Annotated in this window: 9 protein-coding genes; 1 reads left to right on the top strand and 8 read right to left on the bottom strand. The window is 55.5% G+C overall.

Going from position 1 to position 12,037, the window contains the following annotated elements; translation table 11 throughout:
- Window positions 1-3: 3 nt before the first annotated feature.
- The gene (gene aaeX / locus ACX8ZY_RS02435) at window positions 4-207 is read right to left on the bottom strand and encodes a p-hydroxybenzoic acid efflux pump operon protein AaeX (RefSeq protein ID WP_010256058.1); all 204 of its coding nucleotides are present in this window, start codon (window positions 205-207) and stop codon (window positions 4-6) included.
- Between the two features lie 230 nt (window positions 208-437).
- Here aaeX and aaeR point away from each other — a divergent pair, with 230 nt between their 5' ends.
- Window positions 438-1,355, top strand: a complete 918-nt coding sequence (aaeR, locus tag ACX8ZY_RS02430; RefSeq protein ID WP_010256055.1) for an HTH-type transcriptional activator AaeR — start codon at window positions 438-440, stop codon at window positions 1,353-1,355.
- A gap of 252 nt (window positions 1,356-1,607) precedes the next feature.
- Here the strand turns inward: aaeR and tldD are convergent, their stop codons facing one another.
- From tldD to mreB, 7 genes are all read right to left on the bottom strand, one after another.
- Window positions 1,608-3,053: a metalloprotease TldD gene (gene tldD / locus ACX8ZY_RS02425; RefSeq protein WP_060681163.1), complete on the bottom strand. Its 1,446-nt coding sequence runs from the start codon at window positions 3,051-3,053 to the stop codon at window positions 1,608-1,610.
- Window positions 3,054-3,117: 64 nt separating this feature from the next.
- Window positions 3,118-6,942: an AsmA2 domain-containing protein YhdP gene (gene yhdP / locus ACX8ZY_RS02420; RefSeq protein WP_459260607.1), complete on the bottom strand. Its 3,825-nt coding sequence runs from the start codon at window positions 6,940-6,942 to the stop codon at window positions 3,118-3,120.
- A gap of 148 nt (window positions 6,943-7,090) precedes the next feature.
- On the bottom strand, window positions 7,091-8,560 hold the full coding sequence (gene rng, locus ACX8ZY_RS02415) for a ribonuclease G (RefSeq protein ID WP_003855268.1): 1,470 nt from the start codon (window positions 8,558-8,560) through the stop codon (window positions 7,091-7,093).
- Window positions 8,550-9,143, bottom strand: a complete 594-nt coding sequence (locus tag ACX8ZY_RS02410; protein ID WP_421665197.1) for a Maf family protein — start codon at window positions 9,141-9,143, stop codon at window positions 8,550-8,552. Before ACX8ZY_RS02410 ends, rng begins: the two co-directional genes overlap by 11 nt.
- Window positions 9,144-9,151: 8 nt before the next feature.
- Entirely contained in the window at window positions 9,152-9,640 is a 489-nt protein-coding gene (gene mreD / locus ACX8ZY_RS02405; protein ID WP_010256045.1) for a rod shape-determining protein MreD, read from the bottom strand.
- The gene (mreC, locus tag ACX8ZY_RS02400) at window positions 9,637-10,659 is read right to left on the bottom strand and encodes a rod shape-determining protein MreC (RefSeq protein ID WP_010256043.1); all 1,023 of its coding nucleotides are present in this window, start codon (window positions 10,657-10,659) and stop codon (window positions 9,637-9,639) included. The genes mreD and mreC overlap by 4 nt, the downstream gene beginning before the upstream one ends.
- Window positions 10,660-10,807: 148 nt before the next feature.
- Window positions 10,808-11,851 (bottom strand): rod shape-determining protein MreB, encoded by a 1,044-nt coding sequence (gene mreB / locus ACX8ZY_RS02395; RefSeq protein ID WP_004385136.1) that lies wholly within the window; start codon window positions 11,849-11,851, stop codon window positions 10,808-10,810.
- Window positions 11,852-12,037: the final 186 nt, after the last annotated feature.

Raw genomic sequence — 12,037 nt, 5'->3', positions numbered from 1 at the left:
ACCTCAGACTAATAAACGGGAGACAAGGTAAAACACACAGCAGTAAAGCGCTGTATTAAAAAGTGCCGGATGCCAGACAAGATCGTAGATACCGCTCGGCGTAAGCACGCGTTTCACTAACCAGAACAGCATCAGTGAAATAATAAGTTCGATGAAAATGGGCGGAAAAGAGAGCCCAAACATGACAAATACCGGAAGCACACTCATCACAAATCCTTAGTTCGACCTTGCCGGGATACTCATGCCTCTTCAGATGTCGCAGGAAAACCCTCTGGAAGCGTTATCCGAACCGCAGCTGGCTTAATAATAGCGTATCATCGAAGGGTATCAGGCAATGAAGAATCACCGGGAAATACCCCGGCGCGCTTATAATAACGCGCCTGACTATAAGTTTTCTACAGAATGTGATCTAAATCACTTTTAAGTCAGAGTAAATAATGGAACGACTGAAAGGCATGTCTGTCTTCGCTAAAGTGGTCGAACTGGGTTCGTTTACCGCTGCGGCGCGTCAGCTTCATCTGAGCGTCTCATCAATCAGCCAGATCGTCGCGAAACTGGAAGATGCATTGCAGGTGAAACTGCTGAATCGCAGTACCCGCAGTATCGGGCTGACCGAAGCGGGCAAAATCTATTATCAGGGCTGTCGCCGTATGCTGGCCGAAGCGACGCAGGTGCATGAACAGCTTTACGCTTTTAACAATACGCCCATTGGCGTACTGCGAATTGGCAGCTCCTCTACCATGGCGCAGAACGTGTTAGCTGGCATGACCAGCGATATGCTGCGGGAATATCCGGGGCTGAGTGTGAATCTGGTCACCGGCGTTCCGGCCCCGGATCTGATCGCGGATGGTCTGGATCTGGTGATTCGGGTGGGAGCGTTAAAAGATTCCAGCTTATTTTCGCGTCGCCTGGGTGCGATGCCGATGGTGGTGTGCGCCGCAAAAAGCTATCTGGCGCAGCATGGTACGCCGGAGAAGCCGGGTGATATCGATAATTTTTCCTGGCTGGAATATAGCGTACGGCCCGATAACAATTTCGAACTGATTGCGCCGGAAGGATTAGTGACACGCCTGGCACCGCAGGGGCGTTTTGTGACCAATGATTCCCTGACGCTGATTCGCTGGCTGAAGTCGGGCAATGGCATCGCCTATGTGCCGATGATGTGGGTGATTGATGAGATCACCGCAGGCGAGATCGATATTCTGTTTCCGCAGTATCAGTCCGATCCGCGCCCGGTCTACGCGCTCTATACCGAGAAGGATAAGTTACCGCTTAAGGTGCAGGTCTGTATCGATTATCTGACCGGCTATTTTGAACAGGTGGCTGAACAGTATCAGCAGCATCGTAAAAGCTAACAATAGATTGTTGACAACATCTGTCCCGACCAGCTGTAAGACCCAGCCAGCGAAGGGAACACGGTCAGATCGGAAAGACGCAAAATCCGTCATCCCTGACACGCTCGGCCCGCGCCATCCGTGGCGCGGGACGCTTTCCTCCTCTGCCCGTGTTCCCTGCGCTTTCAGCTATTGCATTGCTGCCAGGTTCATCCGGCTATGGATTTGTCAGCATTCTGACAACCCGCCAGGCGGCGGGTTGTTGGGGTCACATCAGGCGGTGCCGCCGATGGTCAGTTTATTCAGCTTCAGGGTCGGCTGACCGACACCGACCGGCAGGCTCTGTCCCTCTTTACCACAGACGCCGACGCCTTTATCCAGCGCCAGGTCATTACCCACCATCGAGATCTGCTGCATCGCTTCGATGCCGGAACCAATCAGCGTTGCGCCTTTAACCGGTTTGGTGATTTTGCCGTTCTCAATCAGATAAGCCTCTGAGGTTGAGAAGACAAATTTGCCGGAGGTGATATCCACCTGACCGCCACCAAAGTTGGGCGCATAGAGGCCATACTCAACGCTTTCAATAATATCCTGCGGCGATGACTTGCCAGCCAGCATATAGGTGTTGGTCATGCGCGGCATCGGCAGATGCGCGTAGGATTCACGACGTCCGTTACCGGTAGGGCTAACCCCCATCAGTCGCGCATTCAGCTTGTCCTGCATGTAGCCTTTCAGTACACCATTCTCAATCAGCATGTTGTACTGACCGGGAACGCCCTCATCATCTACTGCCAGTGAACCGCGCAGCCCTTCAAGGGTGCCGTCATCCACCACGGTACAGAGGTCAGACGCAACCTGCTGACCAATTTTACCGCTGAACACCGAGGTGCCACGGCGATTGAAGTCGCCTTCCAGACCGTGACCGACCGCTTCATGCAGCAGCACGCCCGGCCAACCCGCACCCAGTACCACTGGCAACGCACCAGCAGGTGCGGCCACGGCGGAGAGATTCACCAGCGCCATACGCACTGCTTCACGCGCCCAGGCGTCAGCGCGGACTTCGCCATCTTCATCTGCCAGGAAAAACGCATAACCGGTACGCGCACCGCCGCCGCTTGCGCCGCGTTCACGTTTGCCCTGATCTTCCACCTGGACACTAATAGAGAGGCGAACCAGCGGACGGACATCTGCCGCCAGCGTGCCGTCAGTCGCGGCTACCAATACCTGCTCGTAAACGCCGGTCAGGCTGGCATTGACTTCCTGCACGCGCGGATCAGCCGCACGAGCCACTTTATCAACGCGATGCAGCAGGGCAATTTTGTCTTCACGTGTCAGGCTGCTCAGCGGATCGATAGCCTGATAGAGCGAACGGTTCATCACGGCAGAAAGCGTGTGTGCCTTGCCATTTCCCTGTTCGCGTACGATGCTGCGTGCGGCTTCAGAGGAGAGACGCAGTGCATTCAGCGTGATCTGGTCTGCATAGGCGAAGCCGGTTTTCTCCCCGCTGACCGCGCGCACACCCACACCCTGATCGATATGGTAGGAGCCATCTTTAATGATTTTGTCTTCCAGCACCCAGGATTCGTGAAAGCTGGACTGAAAATAGAGATCGGCATAATCCAGACGACGTTCTGAAAGCTGCCCTAACAGGGAAAATAGGTCCTGCTGATTAATGCCGTTAGCAGTCAGTAACTGCTCACTTACCAGGTTCAGAGTCATCGTTTCTCACTCATTATGTGCTCAGATAATCATAGCCTGCGGTAATTCCGGTACGGCGTCAAATTCACTTGTTGTCAGTTTCACGCGGTTTACGCAGCACTTCATTGATTTCCGGTTTATCCAGCGGGCCACTGATGTGATAACGCAGCAGCGATATCTTGTTCCACAGGGGTCCCAGAACTTTACTGGCGGCAAACACCGCCGCGCCAATTACCGGATTGATGGCAAAAGCTGTCGCCACACCGACCGAGGCGGATATTTCCGGCGCAACCACCGCTTCCATGTCGATCTGACGCTTCACCAGGTCGAGATTACCCTGCATCGCAATGTCCGCTTCCAGGCCATCCACCAGCAGATTATCGGTGCGCATCATGCCGTTTTCGATCCAGGCGGTGCCGTTAATCGAGTCGAAGTAGAAAGAATTGGTGAAGGTGTCGCTGAAGTCGAAGCGCAGCTTGCGCAGTAGCGCATCAAAGCTCACCAGCCGCAGAATTTTCCCGGCGGCACCGGTATTCACATCGGCGATCTGGCCTTTGCCAAAGTGGGTCTTCAGGGTGCCGCTCAGCGTCTCTGCCGAGGGCTGCCAGGGGGCAGAGCGCCAGTGCAGGTCATACGCAATATCAAATGGCGCATCGCGCAGCGGCGTGTTGACCCCAAACCAGTTGGTCGCGTTATTAATATTCGGGCCTTTCAGCGTGCCCTTCAGCGAAGTGCGCTGGTCGTCCGGGCGGTTAACCCATTCCCCGTTGATTTTCAGTTGTGAACTGCCAGTATCCACTTTTCCGTTAGTAAGCGCTAACGTATCTCCGCGGGGTTGCAGCATCGCGGAGACCTGACCATATTTCTGACCCAGCACCCAGCACTCTTTACAGCGCAACTGTAACGCGGGCCACTGGCTGAAGTTAATATTCGTGGCTTTTTGAGGTGGCGCTTTGCCGCCTTTGCCTTCACCGTTATCCCACTGCGGATTGTAGTAAAGGTAATCCAGGTTCACCTGCCACGGTGCTTTCGGTGCCATTGCCAGCGCACCATGCAGCTCTTTAGCCCTGACGCCGACCTGACCCTTGCCGCCCGCACTCTGAGCCAGTGTCGCTTCAACCTCATGCCATTGCTGCCCGGCCAGGGTGACGGCCGGGCTACGAAGCGTGATATTGCCGGGCAGCGTGACGCCACCCGTTTTGAGGCCGCCGCCTGACTCGCTGCCCCCGGATGCTCCCCCTGCGGCCATCATCGCCACCCAGGCCTCGCCATCCAGCGCGGGCAGGTTCAGTACCATGCCGGGATGATCGGGCAGAGCAGGTGTTTTCTGCGCATCATTCAGCCAGATGCCACGATCGACGCGCAGCGTCGGCTCCAGCAACCAGCGGCTGTTAAAGCGATGGTTTGCATCGACGCTGCCACTGAGATCGAAATGGTGCAGGTCGCCACTGGCCTTGATTGCGACTGGCATCGCCTCACCGGCTTTCTTATCGAGCGGTGCAGGTAAGTGACTACTTACTTCTTTTGCATTACCGTTCAGCGTCACGTCATAACGCGCGCCGCCATGATGGGGCAGCGTAATATTGACGTCGCCCTGCCACGGCAGATTTCCGCCCAGCTGCTTGCTGACGGCTGCAGGAAGCCGGCTGATTTTAGCAGGCTGCCAGTCGCCCTGAAGTTTGACGTTCACGCCAAAATCGTCCGGATTCTCTTTGGTGCTGAAACGCACGCCCATCGGCTGACCAAACCAGTTCGCACGCAGATCCTCACTGGCCAGATTGCCGTTGTCGTAACGGAAGCGCCCGGAGAGATTGTTAATGGTGGTTTTTAACGGTTTGATAAACAGCGAATTATTGTTCAGGTCCACATTGCCACGGGCATGAACCTGCTCACCATCCAGCGGGATATCCAGATTCAGGTGGCCGCCGACGCGGCCTTTGATTTCCAGCTGTTCCAGCGCGGCACCCAGTGAAGGTTTCAGCGGAGTCTGCCCGAAATAGTCCGCGATCTGCTGGCCTTCACCACTGATATCACCCTCAATGATCAGTTTTTCTTTCAGGTAGTCGGGGATGACCGCAGTGACGTTGCGCGCGTCCACCTCGCCCAGTTTCGCCACCGGCGCTTTCATCCAGAGGCCGTCATTCAGGAAGTTAAGGTCGATATCGAGATTGCTTAACGCTGGCCATTTGGGCTGAAACGCATAGGTTGCCTGGCGAAGCGGCACCCAGACCTGGAACATGCCATCATTATGCTTGAACGGGAACAGCGCCGGATTACCGGCAAACAGCAGTGTGGCGTTGTCCACCTTGCCACCCTTCACTGCCCCACTCAGATAGTGCGTCAGGCTGTTACCCAACAGCGGCACCGGGAAGTAACGCCAGGCATCGCCCGCATCGGTAAGCCGGATACCAGCCAGAATATCCAGACGAGGCTCACCGCCGCTATTCTGCTGGTAGCTGAAGTCGCCGCGCGCCCAGAGCGAGCGTGCCTCCAGGTCAAGATTTTCGCCCGCCAGCGTGAGGCCATGATCATCATTCAGCCAGCGCAGCGCACCGGTCACCCGCTTAATCTCTAACGGAGCCTGGAACATGTCGCCATAGGGAACGGTCGCCGCCCCCATATCCACACTGACCTGACCATTGCTCAGGCTGCCGCGCGCTTCACCGCTTAAATGGCTGATGCCCGGCAACAGTTTCCAGTGCTGCCAGCTGAAATCACGCCACTTCACCTGTACGCGGGTTTTTTCAGGCTGCTGTAACGGAATATCCAGCGCCAGGCCATCGATGGTGCCCTGTGGCTGCAGCGTCTGCCAGTTTTCAAACAGTGCCGGAGAGAGCGGCGCAAACAGCGGAACGATCGGCGCAATATGACTCAGCACCAGCTGTGTGGCGCGAACGCGCACTTCCGGCTGACCATCCGGTCCCAGCATCTGCTTATCTTCAGGACGCCATAACAGAGAGAAGTGACCGGCGGGCCAGGCGTGGCCGTCGGTGCTGAGCCGGGTTTGTGGCACATTGACCACCCAGCCATTCTGGAAACGTGACAGATGCGCGGTCAGCCCATCGACCTCAATGCGGTGTCGTCCGGTCTCGCCCTGCCAGCTGGCTCCGCCCTTGCGCAGCAGCAGATCACCGGCGTAGATGTCGCCATCGCGCAGGTTAACCCAGGCCGCCAGGCTAAATCGGGCGCTATCCAGTCGTGTATTGTCACGCACCCAACGGCCCAGCCACGGGCGCATATCGACGTCGTCGGCCTGCATCCAGATGCGGCCATCATTGAGTAAACCGTTGCTGTCGTTAAGATCAAGCCGCACCTGGACCACGCCGTGCTGGCCGGTGAAGCTCGACAGGCTGACTTCGCCTTCGGCCCGGTGGCGGTTATCTTCATTGACCCAGGTGAGTCGCGGGATCGCCAGCTCAGCATGCTGACCGGAAGGGGTGCGGAAACGGATGGTGCTGTCACGCAGGTCAAAATGGTCAAACTGACGCAGGAAGAGTTCGTTTATCTGCGCCGGACGGAAGCTGTTTTTCTCTTTGTCGTTATCCAGCAGCGGGCGATTAGTATCGAGGTGCAACTGCCAGAAGGTCAGATCGCGAAACTGCCACCGCCAGTGCAGCAGGGACTGCCAGACGTCGAGAGCCAGATTGATACGTTTGATAGTGAGTTTGCCGTTCTCATGCAGATCGACGCTAAGATCGCGAACCTGCAGGGTTGGGCCAAAATTCTCCCATTTACCCTGTAACTGGCTGGCGTTGACCGGCACGCCGCTGCTGTCGGAGATGTATTGCAGAAGGTTGCTGCGATAGCTGTCGAGATGCGGCATCACCAGACGCAATCCGCTGACCAGCAGCGCGACAATCACGATGATTGCCGCGACCAGCAGTAACAAAATCCTCGGCAACTGCCTCACTCACGCCTCTCCTTGTGTTCCGTAAACGACGGATAGTTGGTTCTCATACCCGACCGTCTCCCGATAAAAGCGTTAAAACGCGCATTTTATCTCAAACAAGGGCGATTTTTCAGCCCGATATCCGAAGAAACCGGTGACCGGGCTGGCGTTACATCATCACTACGTCGAACTGCTCCTGAGTGTAGAGCGCTTCGACATGAACTTTAACCTGCTTGCCGACAAAGATTTCGACTTCAGCCAGTGCATGAGACTCGTCAGTTTTTAACGCCTCACCCACCGTCGGTGAAACATAGACCAGAAAGCGGTCAGAATCATAAGCGTGATGAACCCGGACAATCTCACGCATGATTTCATAGCAGACCGTTTCAACGGTTTTCAGCGTGCCGCGCCCTTTGCAGACCGGGCAGTCCTGACACAAAACGTGCTCAATGCTTTCACGGGTACGCTTACGCGTCATCTCCACCAGACCCAGCGCCGAGAAACCATTAATACCGGTTTTAACCCGATCTTTACTGAGCGCGCTTTCCAGCGAATGCAATACCCGGCGGCGATGGTCTTCGTTGCTCATATCGATGAAGTCGATAATGATGATGCCACCAAGATTACGCAGTCGCAGCTGACGTGCGATCGCCTGAGTGGCTTCAACATTGGTATTAAAGATCGTCTCATCAAGGTTACGATGGCCGACAAACGCACCGGTGTTGATATCGATGGTGGTCATCGCTTCGGTCTGATCGATGATCAGATATCCGCCTGACTTTAGTTCAACTTTTCGATCCAGCGAGCGCTGAATCTCATTTTCGACGTCAAACAGGTCGAAAATAGGCTGTTTACCGTTGTAGAGCTCCAGCTTACCGGCCATTTCCGGGATATATTCACCGGTAAATTCCACCAGCATATCGCAGGTCAGGCGGGAGTCGACCCGGATGCGATCCAGCGCCGCGCCCGCAAAATCACGCAGAATGCGCTGGGCCAGAGCCAGCTCACCGTAGAGCAGGCAGCGGGTCTGATTGCGCTTTTTACGCTCGCTGACTTTGGTCCAGAGTCGTTTGAGAAAAGCCGCGTCCTGCGCCAGCTCCTCTTCCCCGATGCCTTCTGCGGCGGTACGGATAATAAAGCCGCCCAGATCGTCGCAGTAGTCAGCCACGACCGCTTTAAGCCGATCGCGCTCTTTCTCGCTCTCAATACGCTGAGAGACACCCACATGCGATGCGCCTGGCATAAAGACCAGGTAACGCGAAGGCAGCGTGATGTCAGTGGTCAGCCGGGCACCTTTGGTGCCAAGCGGGTCTTTGACGACCTGAACCACCAGATCCTGTCCCTGCCGCACCAGCTCGGCGATATCCCGCACGATAAAGTTTTTCTTTTCGTCGCCCGCCACACATTCAGTATGCGGCATGATATCTGAGGCATGCAGAAAGGCCGCTTTCTCCAGACCGATATCAACAAAGGCGGCCTGCATGCCGGGCAGAACACGGCTTACACGGCCTTTATAAATATTGCCAACGATGCCGCGCCGCGCCTCACGCTCAATGTGAATTTCCTGCAGTATGCCGCCGTCAATATAGGCAACACGTGTTTCAGAAGGCGTGACGTTTACCAGTAATTCAGCCGTCATGTTGACCCCTTACGGCACGCAGTGACTCGAAATGGCTGATCAACTCCCCTGTCTCAACCAAGGGTAATCCGACCACTGCATGGTAGCTTCCATTAATTTTGCGGACAAAGTTTCCTCCCCTGCCCTGAATACCGTATGCACCCGCTTTATCCATTGGCTCGCCGGTCGCGATATAGTCGTCGATGTCGGTGGCGGTTAAGGTGCGGAATGTCACATCAGTGATTACGACGCAATCCAGCGCCTGCTGACTGTCGGCCAGCGCTACCGCCGTCATCACCTGATGCGTATGACCAGAGAGTTTGCACAGCATCGCGCGGGCATTAGCGGCATCGCGCGGCTTTTCCAGCACTTCGCCATTCAGCACCACAATCGTATCCGCGCCCAGCACCGGCAGATCCTGCGCGGCCAGTTTGACACCCGCCTGCGCTTTATCATTGGCCAGACGGCGGACATAGATCTCCGCCGCTTCGTTCGGCTGACGCTGCTCTTTAACGTCAGTCACGATGCGCTCGAATGTCAGACCAAGTTGAGTTAACAGCTCACGACGACGCGGTGAACCGGAAGCAAGATAGAGGGTTACCATAAATTTCCTTATTGAACAGCGAACTGACGACGAATTTTTCTCATCAATAAGAATAGCCAGGGCCAGAGAATACCGTCGACGACACTGCTCCAGAAAATTTCAGGTCGGAATGAAACGTTGATTACCAGGAATTCAGCCCAGAAGACAATCACATCCATCGCCAGCGACAGCACCATAACCATTAACGCTTGCTGCCACAACGCTAAGTTGCGGAATAACTGGAACTTAAAGGCAATCAGGTAGGCGATGATACTGAGCGCCAGCGCACGCACGCCGAGTGTGGAACCCGCAATCAGATCCATGATGGCACCCAGCACAAATCCGCTACCGACATTGACCCGATGCGGCAGTGCGAGTACCCAATAGATAAGGATCAACAGCAGCCATGAGGGCCGGAACATATAAATTTCATCCGGCCAGGGCATGATCTGCAGGACAAGCGCAACCAGGAAGGAGAGCCAGATGACCCAACGTCCCTGGCTGCGATATCGACTCAAGGCTGCCCCCCGCGTGAACGCGAGGAGTTGCTTTGTCCACTGCTGCTGGTAGCTGACGGTGCAGGCGGTCCCATCTGTACGGCAGGCGCAGGCGGGCCCATTTCTCCCGCAGGCGGTAAGACCTGCGGCATCATCTGCATCAGACGCTCGTTCGCAACGCGATGAACTTCATCCTGCGGCAGCGGCATATCACCATTGCGATCGGCGCCCCACAGCAGCAGCAGGTAACGCAGACGCTGCAGACCCGCGGTCGGATGCGCCTGAATCACCGTATAGGCGCGTTGGGTATCCACTTTTACCGAGGAAACCACACCCACCGGATAGCCTTCAGGGAATCGGCCACCAATACCTGAAGTCACCAGTACATCGCCGACCCGAATGTCCGTATTACCCGGCAGATGCTCAAGCTGAAGATCTTCAGTACAACCGTTACCTGCGGCAATGACACGAATATCATTACGCAGCACCTGAATCGGCAGGGCATGTGACGCATCACAGATTAGCAGAACACGGCTGGTGAGTTGTCCGACAGCAATGACCTGACCGACTACCCCTTTATCACTGATGACCGGCTGGCCTTCATAGACGCCGTTGACGCTGCCTTTGTCGATTACCACCTGGTCGGTGTAAGGATCGGTGCCGGTAGAAATGACCTGTGTCACCATCTTTTGCTCATCCTGACGCAGCGGTGAACCCAGCAGTTCACGCAGGCGTGCGTTTTCCTGCTTATATTGCCCCAGCATTAGCAGGTTACTGTTTTTCAGGAAGAGCTCACGACGTAACGCTTTGTTTTCCTGCTCGAGTTGCTGACGCGACGCCAGCGACTCTGACACGCCATCCAGCAACTGACGTGGCCCATTGGCCAGGAAGTAAAACGGACTGACCGACGTATCCAGATAGTTGCGTATTTGGGTGAAAGAACCCACACGGCTGTCGGCAATGATAATGGCAATCGCCACGATAACCGCCAGGAATAGACGCAACTGCAGGGAAGGTCCCCTGCTAAAAATCGGCTTCATATAATCTGCGTGATCCTCGACAACAGGAGAGGAAGCGACGGCATAACACCGTGCTTCCCTGGGCTGAACGCACTGCACCGGCACAGATTGCGCCGGTTCACATGCCACTCCCTCGCATGATCATTGCGTTCTTAGCCGGTTGAGGCAATTATTCTTCGCTGAACAAATCGCCGCCATGCATGTCGATCATTTCCAGCGCTTTGCCGCCACCGCGAGCCACACAGGTCAGTGGATCCTCAGCAACCACAACCGGAATGCCCGTCTCTTCCATCAGCAGACGATCCAGGTTGCGCAGTAACGCACCACCGCCGGTCAGCACCATGCCGCGCTCCGAAATATCTGAAGCCAGCTCAGGCGGACACTGCTCAAGGGCAACCATCACCGCGCTAACGATGCCGGTTAATGGCTCCTGCAGCGCTTCCAGAATTTCATTAGAGTTCAGTGTAAAGCCGCGCGGTACACCTTCTGCCAGGTTACGACCACGCACTTCGATCTCACGGACTTCATCACCCGGATAGGCTGAACCGATCTCATGCTTAATACGTTCTGCGGTCGCTTCGCCGATCAGTGAACCGTAGTTACGACGCACATAATTAATAATAGCTTCATCGAAACGATCGCCACCAATACGCACTGACGAGGAGTAGACCACACCGTTCAGCGAGATCACCGCAACTTCTGTGGTACCGCCACCAATATCCACCACCATTGAGCCAGTCGCTTCTGAAACGGGCAGACCCGCACCAATTGCTGCAGCCATTGGCTCTTCAATCAGAAACACTTCACGCGCGCCTGCGCCCTGAGCGGATTCACGAATCGCGCGGCGTTCAACCTGTGTTGCCCCGACGGGTACGCAGACCAGCACACGCGGGCTGGGACGCATAAAACTGTTGCTGTGAACCTGCTTGATGAAGTGTTGCAGCATCTTTTCGGTCACGAAGAAGTCAGCGATAACGCCATCTTTCATCGGACGAATCGCTGCGATATTGCCTGGCGTACGGCCAAGCATCTGTTTGGCCTCATGACCCACGGCCGCAACACTTTTCGGTGAACCGGCACGATCCTGTCGAATAGCGACGACGGAGGGCTCGTTCAGTACGATGCCCTGTCCTTTCACGTAAATCAGGGTATTCGCGGTACCCAGGTCAATGGACAAGTCGTTGGAAAACATGCCACGAAATTTTTTAAACATACTAAGGGGTAATCCTGCAAGCTGGGGGCGGAAAATAAAATCCGCTTACTTTACCAACCACACGAAGCTGCCACAAGGCGCAAAAACGTTCTGCTTCGGTGAAAAAAGACGCCTGATTGCGTTTAAGTCATCTGAACTGGCGATCCACAACAGCAGAATGGCGACCAGACGCCATCAGCACTGCAT

Source organism: Pantoea sp. XAF26B01_ASV70, assembly GCF_054512635.1.
This window is presented reverse-complemented; position numbering and strand designations above follow the sequence as displayed.

Coding starts and splice junctions, on each gene's coding strand:
- aaeX (WP_010256058.1), bottom strand. CDS start 207: ATGAGTGTGCTTCCGGTATTTGTCATGTTTGGGCTCTCTTTTCCGCCC.
- aaeR (WP_010256055.1), top strand. CDS start 438: ATGGAACGACTGAAAGGCATGTCTGTCTTCGCTAAAGTGGTCGAACTG.
- tldD (WP_060681163.1), bottom strand. CDS start 3,053: ATGACTCTGAACCTGGTAAGTGAGCAGTTACTGACTGCTAACGGCATT.
- rng (WP_003855268.1), bottom strand. CDS start 8,560: ATGACGGCTGAATTACTGGTAAACGTCACGCCTTCTGAAACACGTGTT.
- ACX8ZY_RS02410 (WP_421665197.1), bottom strand. CDS start 9,143: ATGGTAACCCTCTATCTTGCTTCCGGTTCACCGCGTCGTCGTGAGCTG.
- mreC (WP_010256043.1), bottom strand. CDS start 10,659: ATGAAGCCGATTTTTAGCAGGGGACCTTCCCTGCAGTTGCGTCTATTC.
- mreB (WP_004385136.1), bottom strand. CDS start 11,851: ATGTTTAAAAAATTTCGTGGCATGTTTTCCAACGACTTGTCCATTGAC.